The organism is Streptomyces sp. V4I2 (assembly GCF_030817655.1).
Lineage (GTDB): Bacteria > Actinomycetota > Actinomycetes > Streptomycetales > Streptomycetaceae > Streptomyces > Streptomyces plumbiresistens.
This window is the reverse complement of record NZ_JAUSZM010000003.1, coordinates 8,063,986-8,079,533: the sequence shown is the minus strand read 5'-3', so window position 1 is coordinate 8,079,533 and position 15,548 is coordinate 8,063,986. Positions and strand designations below refer to the sequence as shown.

14 protein-coding genes are annotated in these 15,548 nt (G+C 71.1%); 7 read left to right on the top strand and 7 right to left on the bottom strand.

Going from position 1 to position 15,548, the window contains the following annotated elements; translation table 11 throughout:
• Positions 1-51 precede the first annotated feature (51 nt).
• Entirely contained in the window at positions 52-1,677 is a 1,626-nt protein-coding gene (locus QFZ76_RS37945) for an alpha/beta hydrolase (RefSeq protein WP_307677905.1), read from the top strand.
• A gap of 19 nt (positions 1,678-1,696) precedes the next feature.
• Here QFZ76_RS37945 and hemQ read toward each other — a convergent pair whose 3' ends face one another.
• Both hemQ and hemG read right to left on the bottom strand, forming a co-directional pair.
• The gene (hemQ, locus tag QFZ76_RS37940) at positions 1,697-2,428 is read right to left on the bottom strand and encodes a hydrogen peroxide-dependent heme synthase (RefSeq protein WP_266432507.1); all 732 of its coding nucleotides are present in this window, start codon (positions 2,426-2,428) and stop codon (positions 1,697-1,699) included.
• A gap of 86 nt (positions 2,429-2,514) precedes the next feature.
• Entirely contained in the window at positions 2,515-4,107 is a 1,593-nt protein-coding gene (hemG, locus tag QFZ76_RS37935; RefSeq protein WP_307677904.1) for a protoporphyrinogen oxidase, read from the bottom strand.
• Between the two features lie 158 nt (positions 4,108-4,265).
• On the opposite strand from hemG, the gene QFZ76_RS37930 reads away from it, so the two are divergent.
• Together QFZ76_RS37930 and QFZ76_RS37925 are read left to right on the top strand one after the other, a co-directional pair.
• Positions 4,266-5,261, top strand: coding sequence for a DUF4349 domain-containing protein (locus QFZ76_RS37930; protein ID WP_307677903.1), 996 nt, complete (start codon positions 4,266-4,268; stop codon positions 5,259-5,261).
• A 54-nt stretch (positions 5,262-5,315) separates the two neighbouring features.
• Positions 5,316-6,734, top strand: a complete 1,419-nt coding sequence (locus tag QFZ76_RS37925; protein WP_307677902.1) for an FAD-dependent oxidoreductase — start codon at positions 5,316-5,318, stop codon at positions 6,732-6,734.
• A 22-nt stretch (positions 6,735-6,756) separates the two neighbouring features.
• Here QFZ76_RS37925 and QFZ76_RS37920 read toward each other — a convergent pair whose 3' ends face one another.
• Positions 6,757-7,080, bottom strand: coding sequence for a hypothetical protein (locus QFZ76_RS37920; protein ID WP_307677901.1), 324 nt, complete (start codon positions 7,078-7,080; stop codon positions 6,757-6,759).
• Between the two features lie 124 nt (positions 7,081-7,204).
• Here QFZ76_RS37920 and QFZ76_RS37915 point away from each other — a divergent pair, with 124 nt between their 5' ends.
• Positions 7,205-8,029 carry a rhomboid family intramembrane serine protease gene (locus QFZ76_RS37915; protein WP_307677900.1) on the top strand — a complete coding sequence of 275 codons (825 nt, stop codon included), beginning with the start codon at positions 7,205-7,207 and terminating at the stop codon, positions 8,027-8,029.
• Positions 8,030-8,036: 7 nt separating this feature from the next.
• Here the strand turns inward: QFZ76_RS37915 and hemE are convergent, their stop codons facing one another.
• On the bottom strand, positions 8,037-9,104 hold the full coding sequence (gene hemE, locus QFZ76_RS37910; RefSeq protein WP_307677899.1) for a uroporphyrinogen decarboxylase: 1,068 nt from the start codon (positions 9,102-9,104) through the stop codon (positions 8,037-8,039).
• A gap of 107 nt (positions 9,105-9,211) precedes the next feature.
• On the opposite strand from hemE, the gene QFZ76_RS37905 reads away from it, so the two are divergent.
• The 3 genes from QFZ76_RS37905 (at position 9,212) to QFZ76_RS37895 (ending at position 12,250) form a co-directional block, all read left to right on the top strand.
• Complete coding sequence (locus tag QFZ76_RS37905) at positions 9,212-9,880, top strand: DUF3000 domain-containing protein (protein WP_307677898.1); 669 nt, start codon at positions 9,212-9,214, stop codon at positions 9,878-9,880.
• A 219-nt stretch (positions 9,881-10,099) separates the two neighbouring features.
• Positions 10,100-10,762 (top strand): response regulator transcription factor, encoded by a 663-nt coding sequence (locus tag QFZ76_RS37900; protein ID WP_053751649.1) that lies wholly within the window; start codon positions 10,100-10,102, stop codon positions 10,760-10,762.
• A 171-nt stretch (positions 10,763-10,933) separates the two neighbouring features.
• The gene (locus QFZ76_RS37895) at positions 10,934-12,250 is read left to right on the top strand and encodes a ribonuclease D (protein WP_307677897.1); all 1,317 of its coding nucleotides are present in this window, start codon (positions 10,934-10,936) and stop codon (positions 12,248-12,250) included.
• A 99-nt stretch (positions 12,251-12,349) separates the two neighbouring features.
• Here QFZ76_RS37895 and QFZ76_RS37890 read toward each other — a convergent pair whose 3' ends face one another.
• The 3 genes from QFZ76_RS37890 to QFZ76_RS37880 are packed head-to-tail and all read right to left on the bottom strand — an operon-like array spanning position 12,350 to position 15,443.
• Positions 12,350-13,180 carry a carbohydrate ABC transporter permease gene (locus QFZ76_RS37890; protein WP_307677896.1) on the bottom strand — a complete coding sequence of 277 codons (831 nt, stop codon included), beginning with the start codon at positions 13,178-13,180 and terminating at the stop codon, positions 12,350-12,352.
• Complete coding sequence (locus QFZ76_RS37885) at positions 13,177-14,130, bottom strand: carbohydrate ABC transporter permease (protein WP_307677895.1); 954 nt, start codon at positions 14,128-14,130, stop codon at positions 13,177-13,179. The genes QFZ76_RS37890 and QFZ76_RS37885 overlap by 4 nt, the downstream gene beginning before the upstream one ends.
• Positions 14,130-15,443 carry an ABC transporter substrate-binding protein gene (locus QFZ76_RS37880; protein WP_307677894.1) on the bottom strand — a complete coding sequence of 438 codons (1,314 nt, stop codon included), beginning with the start codon at positions 15,441-15,443 and terminating at the stop codon, positions 14,130-14,132. Before QFZ76_RS37880 ends, QFZ76_RS37885 begins: the two co-directional genes overlap by 1 nt.
• Between the last annotated feature and the right edge of the window lie 105 nt (positions 15,444-15,548).

Sequence of the window (15,548 nt, the reverse complement as noted above, 5' to 3'; positions counted from 1 at the left end):
AACGGAACGAAATATCCCTTTTGTTGCTGCCGTGCACCGAAGGGATACGCGATGAGAGCCCCCGCCCTCTACTCGGCTGCCGGGTCCTTGCTCCTGACCACGCTCGCCGCCGCCCCGGCCGACAGCGCCCCGGCCGTGCCGGGCGCGGCCGAGGTGCGCGGTACCGCGGTGGCCGCGGCGCGGGCCCGGGCCGCGGGCATCGACTTCGGCGCCTGCCCCAAGGGAGAGGACCTGCCCGGCAGCGTGCAGTGCGGCACGGTGTCCGTCCCGCTCGACTACGCCCGTCCCGACGGCAAGCGGATCGAACTGACCGTCAGCCGGACCCGGGCCACCCACAAGGACCCGCACAACAGCAAGCGCCGGGTGTCCCGGCAGGGCGCCCTGGTCTACAACCCGGGCGGGCCGGGCGCCTCCGGTCTGTACTTCCCGCTGATCGGCGCGCTCCCCGAGTGGAAGCGGCTGGCGGCGGCGTACGACCTCGTCGGCTACGCGCCGCGCGGGGTGGGCCGTTCCGCGCCCCTGTCCTGCGAGGACCCCAAGCGGTTCTACAAGGCGCCCTCGCCGGCGCCGACCCATCCCTCGGAGTCGTACAAGAGGGAGCGCATCGCGCAGGCGAAGGCGTACGCGCGCGGTTGCGCGCAGCGGGCCGGCGGCGCGCTGCGGCACTACACCTCCCTCAACAACGCCCGCGACCTGGACGTGCTGCGCGCCGCGCTGGGCGAGGAGAGACTGACGTTCATGGGCGCGTCGTACGGCACCTACTTCGGGGCGCTGTACGCGACGCTGTTCCCCTCGCACGTGCGGCGGATGGTGTTCGACTCGGCGGTGAACCCGGACCCCGACCAGATCTGGTACCGCAACAACCTCGGCCAGTCGGCGGCGTTCGAGGGCCGCTGGGCGGACCTCAGGGAGTGGATCGCCCAGCACGACGACGTGTACGGGCTGGGTGACACGGCCCAGGAGGTGCTGCGCAGCTACGAGAAGGCGGCGGCGCGGCTGGCCGTGGAGCCGGCGGGCGGGAAGGTGGGGCCCGGGCAGTTGCAGGGGGCGTTCCTCACGGCCGGGTACTACGACGACTACTGGCCGCACCGCGCGCAGGCGCTGTCGGCGTATCTGAAGGGCGACCCGAAGCCGCTGATCCAGCAGGCCGGGCCGCATCCGGAGGCGGCGGCCGAGGCGGAGAACGCGCACGCGGTCTACACGGCCGTCGAGTGCAACGACGCGCCCTGGCCGACCGAGTGGCGGGTGTGGGACCGGGACAACACGCGGCTGGCGCGCGTGGCGCCGTTCGAGACCTGGGACAACGTGTGGATGAACCTGCCGTGCGCCTACTGGCCGGCGCCCCGGCAGCAGCCCCTGGACGTGCGGACCGGTCCGGGTGAGCTGCCGCCGACGATGATCCTGGCCGGTGAGCGGGACGCGGCGACTCCGTACGACGGCGCCCTGGAGTTGCACCGGCGGCTGTCGGGCTCCGTGCTGGTGACCGAGCGGGACTCCGGCACGCACGGCATCGTCGGCGGGCCGAACCCCTGCGTCAACGGCCACGTGGACGCGTATCTGCTGGAGGGCCGGCTCCCGGTGCGGCGCGCGGCCTGCGCACCACGTCCGGAGCCGAGGCCCGGGCCGGCGGCCGACTCCCGGAAGACGCCGACCGCCAGGGCGGCAGCCGCACGCTGAGCGCCCGGCCCTTGGCCGATCAGGCCAGGCCCGCGACCAGCTCGCCGATGTCCTTGCGGCGCCCCGTGTAGAAGGGGACCTCCTCGCGGACGTGCATCCGGGCCTCGGAGGCGCGCAGGTGGCGCATGAGGTCGACGATGCGGTACAGCTCGTCGGCCTCGAAGGCGAGGAGCCATTCGTAGTCGCCGAGGGAGAACGAGGCGACCGTGTTGGCGCGCACGTCCGGGAAGCCGCGGGCCATCTTGCCGTGGTCGGCGAGCATGCGGCGGCGGTCCTCGTCGGGCAGCAGGTACCAGTCGTAGGAGCGCACGAAGGGGTAGACGCTGATGTAGTTGCGCGGCGTCTCGTCGGCGAGGAACGCCGGGATGTGCGAGCGGTTGAACTCGGCGGGGCGGTGCAGCGCCATGTTCGACCACACCGGCTCCAACGCGCGGCCCAGCCTGGTGCGGCGGAAGAGGTTGTACGCCTCCTGGAGCTGGTCGGCGGTCTCCGCGTGCCACCAGATCATGAGGTCGGCGTCGGCACGCAGGCCCGAGACGTCGTAGGTGCCGCGGACCGTCACGTCCTTCGCGGCGAGCTGGTCGAACAGCTCCTGGACCTCGTCGGCGTAGCCCGCGCGGTCCTCGGGGAGCACGTCCTTCAGCTTGAAGACGGACCAGAGGGTGTAGCGGATGACCTCGTTGAGGTCCTTGGCCAGCTTGCCCTTGTTCGGGATCCGGGCCGGGTCGGTGGTGGGGGCGTCGTCACTCATGGCCTCATTCTCCCGCTCCTCCGTGCAGACTCCGCACCGGGTTGGCGGTGAGCTCCTCCACGCCCGCCCGTCGCCCACCACCACCCTCAACCGAAGCGCTTCGCGCTACCCCTTTCGATTCCAAGGTCACCCTGGATCTGGTCGACGGCCGCGTACGCGCTCGCGATGCACGCCGGGATGCCCACGCCGTCGTACACCGCGCCGCAGACCGCGAGGCCCGGCAGCTTGCCGACGTGCTCGCGGATGCGGGCCACGCGCGCGTGGTGGCCGACGGGGTACTGCGGCAGCCCGTCGTTCCATCGGGTGACGCGGGTCTCGACAGGGGCGGCGTCCAGGCCGGTGGCCTCGCGCAGGTCGTGTCGGGAGACGGCCACCAGGTCGGCGTCCTCGCGCTGGAGGATCTCCGTCTCGCCGTAGCGCCCGACGGAGGTGCGCAGGACGAGCAGGTCCGGGTTCTCGTCGGCGATCCAGCCCCACTTCTGGGAGGCGAACGTCGACGCCTTGATGGTGCGCCCGTCGACCGGCGGCACGAGAAAGCCGCTGCCCTCGGGGAGGGTGATGTCGGCGCGGCGGTAGGCGAGGGTGACCAGGGCCATGGAGGCGTACTCGACGGCGGTGAGCTCGGCGGCGGCCGCCGGGGACTCGGTGCGCAGGAGCGTGCCGGCGGCCGGGGCGGGCACGGCGATGACGACGGCGTCCGCGTACAGCGCACGGTCACCGGCGAGGACCCGCCAGGTCGCGCGCGGCCGCGCCGCCGCGGGGAGCTGGGAGAGCGGGCCGTCGGAGGGGCTCGGTCCGGCCCCGTGGTCCGCCGACTCGTCTCCCGCGCGCGCGGGACCGACCCCGCCGACCGCCGAGCCGCCGCGGCCGAAGGCACGCGGCTCGCCCGCGCCTTCCGCTCCCGGCGGCCCCACCCTGCGCAGCTCCTTCACCGGCATCCCGGTCAGGATCTCGCCCCCGCGCTGCCGCACCGACTCCGCGACAGCCGGCGGCAGGGTCCCCACCCCGCCCTCGATGCCCATGAACACCGGCCCGGTCTGCTGGTTGGCGGCGGCCTTGGACTGGATCTCGCGGACCGCCTCCGTCAACGAGTCGTGCGTGAGCGCGGCCTGGAAGAGCTGCGGGACCGCCGACCGCATCGAGATGCGGTACGCGTCGCCCGCGTAGACGCCGCCCAGCAGCGGCTCGACGAGGCGGTCGACGACCTCGCGGCCCAGCCGCGCCGCCACGTATTCCCCGACCGCCACGTCCTCGCCGACCTCCGTGCGGGGCAGGTCGGCGTCGCGTTCGATGCGTGCGAGGCCCTCGTCGGACAGCACGCCGGTGAGGGCGGCGGCGGTGCCGGGGACGCCCATGACGTGGCCCTTGGGCATGGGGCGCAGGGCGCCGCGGGTCCACAGGGAGGCGGTCGCGGTGGCGGGCGGCTGGAGGCGGTCGGCGAGGCCGATCTCGCGGGCGAGGGCGACGGCCTCGGGGCGGCGGGCGAGCATCGACTCGGCGCCGAGGTCGACACGGGCGCCCGCGATCTCGCCGGGCAGCAGCTTGCCGCCGACCCGGTCGGACGCCTCCAGCACCGTCACGCGCGCGCCGCGCTGCAGCAGCCGGTGGGCGGCGGCCAGCCCCGCGATCCCGGCTCCGATGACGACGACATGCCCGCTGCCCGTACCCGTTGCGCTCATGTGCCCACTTTCTCAGACCCCACTGACACCGCCGCGGCGCCCCGGTGTCCTTCACGAGTCCCGACCGTGACCGCATCGGGACCGTTTCCCGCCAACGTTCGGGCGGGGTCCGGCGTCGAAGGAGCGTCAGTCGTCACAACCCTCGGGGGTACGCCCACATGCGCACACGACGTTCCGTACGACCCGTCCAGACCCTGGCCGGGGTCCTGCTGGCCGCGGCCCTCGCGCTGACCGGCTGCAGCGGTGGTGCCGACAGCAGTGATTCCGGTGCCGGCACGGCCAAAGACGAGGCCGCCGCGCAGAGCGAGGCGAAGGAGGTCGCTCCCGGCGGCGCCGCGGACAGCGACAGCGGCAGCGGCGCCAAGGCGACCGCCCCGCCCAAGATCTCCACGAACCACATCATCCGTACCGCCTCCCTGACCGTGCAGGTCAAGGACGTGTCGAAGTCCCTCGCCGAGGCCCGCACCACCATCGAGAACGCGGGCGGCTACGTCGGCAACGAGACCACGTCCCGGGACGAGGAGGGCCACGAGCAGACGCACGTGGTGCTGCGCGTGCCGGTCGACGAGTACGAGGAGGTCCTCGCCGACCTGGAGGGCTCGGGCAAGCTCCTGGAGCGCACGGCGAAGGCGCAGGACGTCACCGACCAGGTCGTCGACGTGGAGAGCCGCATCACCTCGCAGCGCGCGAGCGTGGCGCGGATCCGCGAGCTGATGGACCAGGCGACCAAGCTGAGCGACGTGGTGACACTGGAGGGCGAGCTGAGCACCCGCCAGGCCGACCTGGAGTCGCTGCTGGCCCGGCAGGCGTCCTTGAAGGACCGCGCCGGCCTGGCGACCATCACCCTGAACCTGTCGGAGACGCCGGTGAAGGTGGCCCCGAAGGAGGACGAGGATCCCGGGGTCCTCGACGCGCTGACGGGCGGCTGGGACGCGCTCGTGACGATGCTGCGCTGGATCGTGGTGGCGATCGCCGCGGTGCTTCCGTTCGCGGCGGTCATCGTGCTGGTCCTTCTCGTGTGGCTGCGTCTCATCCGGCCCCGGATGCCCCGTCGTCCCGCCACGGCGTCCGCGACGACCGCGCTGGGCCCGCTGCCGACAGCCAGGACCGCGCCGGAGCCCACCCGTCCTCGGGAGGGCGGCGAGGAGAACTGAGCCGGCCCGGAGAACCGGGCAGACCGAAATGCCCTGGCCCCGTAGCGTGTTCGCATGAGCATGAGCGGAGCGAGCCGTGGGACGGGCCGTAGGACGGGCTCTGGGGCCGAGCGTCTGGTGGTGATCGGCGGCGACGCCGCGGGCATGTCCGCGGCGTCGCAGGCCCGTCGCATGAAGGGCCCCGACGAGTTGGAGATCGTGGCGTTCGAGCGCGGCCACTTCACGTCCTACTCGGCGTGCGGCATCCCGTACTGGGTGGGCGGCGACGTCACCGAGCGGGACCAGTTGATCGCGCGGACGCCCGAGGAGCACCGGGCCCGCGACATCGACCTGCGGATGCGCACCGAGGTCACGGAGATCGACGTCGGGCGGGGGCGGGTACGCGCGCGTGACGTCGATTCCGGGGCCGAGTCCTGGACGTCGTACGACAAGCTCGTGATCGCGACCGGCGCCCGCCCGATCCGCCCGGACCTGCCGGGGGCCGACGCCCCTGGGGTGCACGGCGTGCAGACCCTCGACGACGGGCAGGCGCTGCTGGACACGCTGGCACGCACGCGTGGTCGGCGCGCGGTCGTCGTCGGCGCCGGCTACATCGGCGTCGAGATGGCCGAGGCGCTCATCAACCGCGGGTATGAGGTGACGGTCGTCAACCGCGGCAAGGAGCCCATGTCCACGCTCGACCCGGACATGGGCCGCCTGGTGCACGAGGCCATGGAGGGCCTGGGCATCACCATGGTCAACGACGCCGAGGTGACCAAGCTGCTCACGGGTGACGACGGCCGGGTGCGGGCGGTGGTCACGGACGACGCCGAGTACCCGGCGGACGTGGTGGTGCTCGGTATCGGCGTACGGCCCGAGACGGGGCTGGCGAAGGCCGCGGGGCTGCCCCTCGGCAACCACGGCGGGCTGCTGACCGACCTCGCGATGCGGGTGCGCGGGCAGCAGAACGTGTGGGCCGGCGGCGACTGCGTCGAGGTCCTCGACCTGGTGTCCGGCCAGGAGCGGCACATCGCGCTCGGCACCCACGCCAACAAGCACGGCCAGGTCATCGGCACCAACGCCGGAGGCGGCTACGCCACGTTCCCGGGCGTCGTCGGCACGGCGGTCAGCAAGGTCTGCGACCTGGAGATCGCCCGCACCGGCCTGCGCGAGAAGGACGCGCTCAGGGTGGGCCTGCAATTCGAGTCGGTCACCATCGAGTCGACCAGCCGCGCGGGCTACTACCCCGATGCCTCCCCCATGACGGTGAAGATGCTCGCCGAGCGCCGCACGGGGCGGCTGCTCGGCGTGCAGATCGTGGGCCGGGAGGGCGCGGGCAAGCGCGTCGACATCGCCGCGGTGGCGCTGACGGCCGGCATGACGGTGGAACAGATGACGGCCCTGGACCTGGGCTACGCGCCGCCGTTCTCACCGGTGTGGGACCCCGTGCTGGTGGCCGCCCGCAAGGCAGCGGTGAAAGTGCGGGCCTCTTGAGGGACTGCTGCTCGCCGGGCCGCTACGCCGACCCGTTGATCCGCTCGATGGCCTGCCGCGCCTGATCGGCCGGGGGCCGCGGCGGCAGCGACGAGACGGACGCGCTCGTGGGCATGGGCGTCGGCTGCTCGCCCGCGGGCTTCGCGTGGGAGGCCGCCGGCCGCGCGGACCGCAGCCGGTTGCTCACCGCCTCGTCGAGGGTCACCGGTCGCTGCATCTGGGAGGCCAGCCGTCCGGCCTCCTGGCCGAGCCTGGCCACGTCCTCCCACGGCAGGCGCAGCACCAAGGAGATCTCGGCCTCGCCGTCCGGCAGGGCGTGCATCGGAGGAGTAACTCGGTCGTTCATCGCCTGTTCCTCACGTCGTCCCCGCGAGCGCCTTCCCCGTGCCGCGGGCGGTTGAGGAGACATACGCACGCGCGGCGGACGGCGTTCACCGATTCACCGACCGCATCGGGGGCAGTACTTCCTTGTGGTCATCCCCGTCCATGACGTGAACCCGGCGCGGCGCACCCCCGTGGTGACGTACGCGCTGATCGCCGCGAACGTCCTCGTGTTCCTGTCCATGCCCGGCCTCGCCGGCTCCGTGGCCGGGGACAGCAGCCTGGCCCAGCTGTGCCACCTCCAGGCGTTCCTGGACCACTACGCGGCGGTGCCACAGGAGTTGATCCACCATCAGCTGCCGCGCGTGGTGCCGACGGGCGATGTCGCCGTAGGTCCGCAGGGCGCGGGCTGCGTGGTGGGCCCGCCGGGTTACGACAAGTCCCCCGAACTGTCGGTCCTCACTGCGATGTTCCTGCACGGCGGCTGGCTGCACCTGCTCGGCAACATGCTCTTCCTGCTGATCTTCGGCAACAACATCGAGGACCGCATGGGACACGTGCGGTTCGCGCTCTTCTACGTCGTCTGCGGCTACGCGGCGTCGTACGGCTTCGCGGTCCTCAACGCCGACTCGGCCGACCCCCTGATCGGCGCGTCGGGGGCGATCGCCGGGGTCCTGGGCGCCTATCTCGTGCTGTACCCGAAGGCCAGGGTCTGGGTGCTCGTCCCGTTCCTGGTCTTCCTGCCGCTGCGACTGCCGGCGTGGCTGGTGCTCGGGTTCTGGTTCGTGCTGCAGGCGTTCTACTCGTCCGGTGACGGCGTGTCCGACGCCGGGACGGTGGCGTACGCGGCGCACATCGTCGGCTTCCTCGCGGGCATGCTGCTCGCCTGGCCCCTCAAGCCGGGCACGCCCCCGCCACCGGAACCGCGCGGCCTGCTCTTCGGCAGGAAGGCACGGCCCCGGCACACCTGGTGAGACCGGCTCAGCGCGCGGTCTGCGTGTGGACGTACTCCACGAGACGGGTCAGCGCGTCCGGGTCGGTGGACGGCATGACGCCGTGGCCGAGGTTGAAGACATGGCCCTCGAGGCCGGCCGCCGCGTCCAGGACCTCGCGGGTCTTGGTCTCGACGGCCTCCCTGCCGGCGAACAGGACGGTCGGGTCGAGGTTGCCCTGGAGTGCCTTGCCGGGGCCGACCCGGCGGGCGGCCTCGTCGAGCGGGACGCGCCAGTCGACTCCGACGACGTCCGCGCCGGCCTCGCCCATGAGCCCCAGCAACTCGCCGGTGCCGACCCCGAAGTGGATGCGCGGGACGCCGTACCCCTCGACCGCGCGGAACACCTTCGCGGAGGCGGGCAGCACCGAGTGGCGGTAGTCGGCGGGGGCCAGCGCGCCGGCCCAGGAGTCGAACAGCTGGACGGCGCTCGCGCCCGCCTCGATCTGCACCTTGAGGAAGGCGGCCGTGATGTCCGCGAGGCGGTCGAGCAGGTCGGCCCACAGTTCGGGGTCGCCGTACATCATCGCCTTGGCGTTCTCGTACGTACGCGAGGGGCCGCCCTCGACGAGGTAGCTCGCGAGGGTGAACGGCGCGCCGGCGAACCCGATGAGGGGGGTGGAGCCGAGCTCGCGGGTCAGCAGCCCGATCGCCTCGGTGACGTACGACACGTCCTCGGGGATCAGGTCACGCAGCTGGGCGAGGTCCTCGCGGGTGCGGATCGGGCGTTCGACGACCGGGCCGACGCCGGGCTTGATGTCGAGGTCGACGCCGATGGCCTTGAGCGGGACGACGATGTCGCTGTAGTAGATCGCCGCGTCCACGTTGTGCCTGCGCACCGGCTGGAGGGTGATCTCGGTGACCAGCTCGGGCCGCGTGCAGGACTCGAGCATCGGGATGCCGTCGCGCACCTTGCGGTACTCCGGCAGTGAGCGCCCGGCCTGCCGCATGAACCACACCGGGGTGTGCGGCACGGGCTCGCGCCTGCACGCCTTCATGAAGGCGGACTCGTACGTGGCTGTCTGCTGCGGCGTCGCGGGGCTCTCGTTGGCACTCACGGGGCAAGTCTCGCACGGGGCCCGGCCCGGCCCGGACGGCAACCCCGACACCGGGCAACAGGGTGTCCTCCCTGCACGAAGCCCCCGTTCCCTTTAATCTTCCCCGCATGGCTGCGGCTCAGGGACGACTGTCGGACGGCGCTGACGGAATGGACGACGCGAAGGAGGAGGACCTGCATACGAGCGGCACGGATCCGCTGCCCTTCCGGGCGGCTGTCGACGCGCTCAGGGCCGCGCGGCTGCGGCCGCAGGTCGAGATCGAGCCGACGCGCGCGCCGCAGCGGCTCGCGCCGTACGCGTACGCGCTGGAGGCGGCGGTCGTCGACGGCGACCAGGACCTGGCCGACGGCCGGCTGGTGCTGCTGCACGACCCGGCCGGGCACGACGCCTGGCGGGGCACCTTCCGGCTGGTGACGCTGGTGCGGGCGGAGCTGGAGCCGGAGATGGCGTCCGATCCGCTGTTGCCCGAGGTGTGCTGGTCGTGGCTCACCGGTGCGCTCACGGCGCGCGGCCAGGCGTTCGGCGAGCCGAGCGGCACGGTCACCCGCGCGAGCTCCCACTACTTCGGCGGCCTGTCCGAACGGCCGGCCGCCTCCCAGATCGAGATCCGCGCCTCCTGGACGCCTCGCGAGGGCCTGGGGGGCGTTCCGGACACCGCGGCCCACCTGGCCTCCTGGTGCGACCTGCTCGCCCAGATCGCCGGCCTGCCGCCGGCCGGGCCGGGCGACGCGTCGGTGGTCACGCTGCCGCAGCGACGCGGCCCGCAGTCGCGCTGACAGCGGGGCATTCTTGGCAATCACTTTGTCGATACGGCCACTTTCGGCCGCGTATCGACACAGAATGAACCCGTTCGATCTTCGAATGATCGATCGCGTGTCCGAATTGCACGGATTGTTACTCACTAAATCGTGATCATTCTCTAAAGCCAAACGGGTTTGGTGCCGAAGACGTCTGTGACCTTCAAAGCATGGTTCGTCCCCCACCCAGGAGGCCTGGTGTCCGTTCTCCTCGAGCAGCCCGCAAGCCTGGTCGCCTACCGCCCGAACAAGCCGACCGCCATGGTGGTCGTGGCCGACCCCCGCGTCCGCTCCACCGTCACCCGCCACCTGTGGGCGCTCGGTGTGCGCGACGTCATCGAGGCCTCGTCCGTCGCGGAGGCTCGTCCCCGCATCGGCAACCCCCGCGACATCTGTGTCGCCGACGTCCATCTGCCCGACGGCTCCGGCCTCACCCTGCTGTCGGAGACCCGCGCCGCGGGCTGGCCCAACGGCCTCGCCCTTTCCGCCGCCGACGACATCGGCGCCGTACGCAACGCCCTGGCCGGCGGTGTGAAGGGCTACGTCGTCACCGGCACCCGCACCAACGTCGGGCTCCCCACCCGACCGGGTGCCGCCCCCATCGGAGCCGCCGCCGCCCGTATGCACCGCCGCCCCCCGGGTGCCCCGAGTCACCCGGGTGGCTACCGCGAACTGTCCGGCCGTGAGGTCGAGGTGCTGCGACTGGTCGCGGAGGGCCAGTCCAACAAGGCGATCGGCGTCTCGATGGGCCTGTCGGCCCTGACCGTCAAGAGCCACCTTGCCCGCATCGCCCGCAAGCTCGGCACCGGAGACCGCGCCGGCATGGTCGCCGTGGCCCTGCGGACCGGCATCATCCACTGACTCCGCCCTTTCACAGGCGTGAAGGGGATCGGCCGCTGATCCCCCACCACGTACCCCTCCCCCCGTCGTGAACCGGATCTTTCACCGAGCTGACTGGTTTACGACCCTCAAGCGCCCGTCGACGGAACGTTCCGTCGGCGGGCGCTGTCCATACACAGATACCCTTGACATGTGACCGACGCCCAAGACACCGCAGCAGACAGCACACTGCGAACCACCGGAGGCGCCCCTCCGGACGACGGCGGATCTTCTGCTACGGAGGCGCCGAACCCTGATACCGGCCCCGACCCGGGCCCCGAACCGATCCCTTTGCTCGAGCCGCGCGAAGGGATCCCGCCGGTCATCGCCGACGCGGACGCGCTCGCCGAGGTGATCGCCGCCTTCGCCGCCGGCTCCGGCCCGGTGGCCGTGGACGCCGAGCGGGCGTCCGGCTACCGCTACGGCCAGCGCGCCTACCTCGTACAGCTGCGCCGCGAGGGCGCGGGCACCGCGCTGATCGACCCCGTGGCCTGCCCCGACCTCTCCGGCCTCGGCGAGGCCCTGGCCGGCGTCGAGTGGGTGCTGCACGCGGCCACCCAGGACCTGCCGTGTCTGCGCGAAATAGGCATGGTCCCCACGCAGCTGTTCGACACCGAGCTGGCCGGCCGGATCGCCGGGTTCCCCCGGGTGGGCCTCGGCGCCATGGTCGAGGGCGTCCTCGGCTTCGTCCTGGAGAAGGGCCACTCGGCCGTCGACTGGTCCACCCGCCCGCTGCCCGAGCCGTGGCTGCGCTACGCAGCCCTGGACGTGGAGCTCCTCGTCGACCTGCGGGACGCGCTGGAGAAGGAGCTCGACCGGCAGGGCAAGCTGGAGTGGGCCCGCGAGGAGTTCGACGCGATCGCCTCGGCGCCGCCGCCGGAGCCCCGCAAGGATCCGTGGCGACGCACGTCCGGCATGCACAAGGTGCGCCGGCGGCGGCAGCTGGCCGTCGTACGGGAGCTGTGGCAGACCCGGGACCGGATCGCGCAGCGGCGGGACGTGTCGCCGGGCAAGGTGCTGTCCGACGCGGCCATCGTGGAGGCCGCGCTCTCCCTTCCGGTCGACGCGCAGGGGCTCGCCGCGTTGAACGGGTTCGGGCACCGGATGGGTCGGCGGCAGCTGGAGCAGTGGCAGGCGGCGGTGGACCGGGCGAAGGCGCTCACGGACGCCCAGCTGCCGCAGCCGGGGCAGGCGGTGACCGGGCCGCCGCCGCCGCGGGCCTGGGCCGACAAGGATCCGGCCGCCGCGGCTCGGTTGTCCGCGGCGCGTGCGGCGGTGTCCGCGCTGGCCGAGGCGCTCAACATGCCGCAGGAGAACCTGATCGCACCGGACACGGTTCGGCGGGTTTGCTGGGAGCCGCCGGGGGTTGTCAGCGCCGAGTCTGTGAGGGCCGCGCTTGCGGGGTTCGGGGCGCGGCCTTGGCAGGTCGAGCAGGTCACGCCGGTTCTTGTGGCCGCGTTGTCCGCCTAGCCTTGTCCGCCTGGCCGCCGTAGGGCTTCTCGCGTACGGCGGCTGCGGGTCCGTTGTGGTTGCTCGCGCAGTTCCCCGCGCCCCTGAAAGCAAAGCGCCTCACCTGGTCGCTCCTCGCATGAAGCCGTTGTAGATGAACCGCTGCAACGACAGGAACACGATCAGGGTCGGCAGGATCACCAGGACCGCTCCCGCCGATATCACCTCCCAGTGGGCGCCGTAGGGGCCGCGGAAGCGGAAAAGGGACGTCGAGATCACGCCAAGATCTTCGGAGGTCATATAGAGGAAGGGGATGTAGAAGTCGTTGTAGACGGTGATGCCCTTCACGATGACGACCGTCGCGATCGCGGGCCTGAGCAGCGGGAAGATGATCTTCCGGTAGATCGTGAAGGCGTTGGCGCCCTCGAGGCGGGCCGATTCGTCGAGGGAGATCGGGATGGACCGTACGAACTGCAGGAAGATGTAGATCGAGACGATGTCCGTGCCCATGTAGAGCGCGATCGGCGCCCACAGGGAGTCGAACATGCCGAAGCTGTTGACGATCTGGAAGGTCGCCACCTGGGTGGTCACCCCGGGGACCAGCGCGGCCACCAGGAAGAGAGCGACCACCAGCTTCTTGAAGCGGAAGGTGAAGCGGTCGATGGCGTAGGCCGTCATCGAGCCGATGAGGACGGTGCCCCCGATGGCGACGACCAGGATGATCGCCGTGTTGGTGAACGCCGTGAGCATGCGGCCGTCCTGGAACGCCGTCACGTAGTTGTCGACGTTGAAGAGGCTGTCGGGGAGCGAGAGCGCGCCGCTGCCGCCCGCCAACTCCTTCGAGGACTTGAGGGAGGTGAGCAGGACCACGCCGAGCGGGAGCAGGACGAGGATCGTCGCGGCGATCAGCGAGAGGTACACGAGGGTGCGGGCCACGGTGCGGCGTGTCATGCGAGGTCCACCTTGTCGTCCGGGACGAGGCGGCGCTGCACCCAGGTCACCAGCAGGATGATCAGCAGCAGCACGACCGCGGCGGCCGAGGCGAGCCCCGTCTTGTTGAAGCGGAAGGCCAGGTTCAGCGTCTGGATCACGAAGGTCTCGGTGCCGGTCGCCCCGCCGGTCATGATGTACGGGATCTCGAAGGCGGACAGCGAGCCGGAGATGGACAGGATCACCGTCAGGGTGAGGACCGGCTTGATGCCGGGCGCGATGATGTAGCGGAACTGGTGCCAGCGGTTCGCCCCGTCCAGTTCGGCCGCCTCGTACAGCTCCCCGGGAATGGACTGGATCGCGCCGAGGAACAGCACGAAGTTCAGGCCCAGGTAGCGCCAGATCGAGACGCCGGCGAGGGATGTGTTGGCGGAGACCGGTGTGCCCAGCCAGGCGTGGTCCGTGTGGACGCCGAAGAGGGACAGGACCGAGTCGAGGGTGCCGCCGTCCTGGAAGAAGTAGAGGAAGACGAAGCCGATCGCGACCCCGTTGATCAGGTACGGGAAGAAGAGCACGCCCTTGAAGAAGTTCCGGAAGCGGAGATTGAAGCTGAGGATCGTCGCGAAGTAGAGCGCGGCGACGATCTGGACCGCGGAGGCGGCGAGGTAGTAGCCGCTGACGAAGAAGACCCGGAAGAGGTCCTCCCTGGTGAAGATCTCCGTGTAGTTCTCGACGCCCGTGTAGTGCAGCTCGGGGCTCACGCCGTCCCAGTCGGTGAAGCTGTACGCCAGCATGTTGGCGATCGGCGCGTACGTGAAGGTGATCAGCAGGGCGAGCGGGGCGATCAGGAAGAGCCAGGGCGTCACTCCGCGCCATACGCGCGTCCTGCGTGGTGCGGGGGCCGGGACGGGGGCGGCGGGCGCCGCCCCCGGGGCGGCCTTCACGGTCGCCTTCTGGGTGGTGTCCGTCATCAGGACCCCAGCGTCTGCTGCGTCTGCGTCCAGCGCTTGCTGAGGTCGGCGAAGAAGTCGTCCAGGCTGCCCTTCTTCGCGCCGCGGGCGAGGTCGACGAGGTTCTGGCGGTACTCGGGGGCGTAGATGCCGACCTCGGACTGGTTGTCGATCTGCTTGACCTTGGCTCCCGCGCTGTCGTCCAGCTCGATGAGCTTCACACCCTCGTCCTCGTACGGCTTCAGCACCTCGGGCAGCGGCGCGTCCTTGAGGGGCGAGATGGCCAGGTTGTCCTTGTCGTAGCCGGACTTGTCGGTGAACCAGTCGATCCAGGCGCGGGCGGCCGGCTTGTTCTTGGAGTGGACGTTGACGGCCTGGTTGTAGTCGGGCGCCATCACGGCGCAGAACTTCCCGTCCACCTTGGACGGGAAGGGCATGAACCCGATGTCGTCGGGGCTGGTCCCGGCCTGCCGGGCAGCGTCCTGGAACTGGACGATCGCCCAGGTGCCGAGCCACTGGGTGGCGAGCTCGCCCTTCGCCAACCGGGGCTTGGACTCCTCCCAGTTGGTGGTCGTCGGGTCCTTCTCGATCAGGCCCTCGTGCACGGTGTCGTACAGGAGCTTGTCGCCGACGCGCAGGTCGGCGCCCTCGGCCCACGGGTCGCTCTCGGCGAGCTTCGTCGACGCCTGGGGGTCGCAGCTGACCGAGCCGTTGACCTGCGTCCACTGGGACAGCGGCCACTGGGCGGCGAAGTTGGTGTAGTAGGGCACCGCGTCCGTCCTGGACTTGATCGCCTTGAGGTCGGTGAGGAACTCGGCCGGGGTGGCGGGCCAGTCGGTGACGCCGGCCTCCTGCCAGACCCTCTTGTTGTAGAGGAAGCCGGGGATCACGCCGATCGGACTCTGGCCGTAGACCTTGCCGTCGACGGTGGTGTAGTCGGTGAACAGGTACTTCTTGCTGCGCTCCGCCTCGGTGCCCAGCGAGGCGAAGAACCTCGGGTAGTCGTCCTTCTTGATGACCGCGGGGATCAGCAGCACATCGCCGTAGTTCTCCGTGTTCATACGGATCTTGACTTCGGTCTCGTAGTTCGTGAGGGCCTCGAACTCGACCTTGACCTTCGGGTACGTCTTGTTGAACTCGGCGGCGTACTTCTTCATCGTGCCGTCGGTGACCAGATCGGTGCGCTGGGTGAGGACCTTGATGGTTCCGGTGACCTTCGACGGGTCGTCGGGTGCCTTGGCGTCGGCGCCCTTCGAGGTGCCTCCGGTGCCGGTGCAGCCGGGGACCAGCAGGGCGGCTGACACGGCGATGGCGAGGATGTGACGGCGGTTCATGTGCATCAGCTCCGTTCTAGGGACGTTCCAGGGACGGACGAGCACGTGCGGATTGCTGGGTTGGCTGATTCGGCACTCTGACAGCGCTTTCTGAACCGGTAAAGT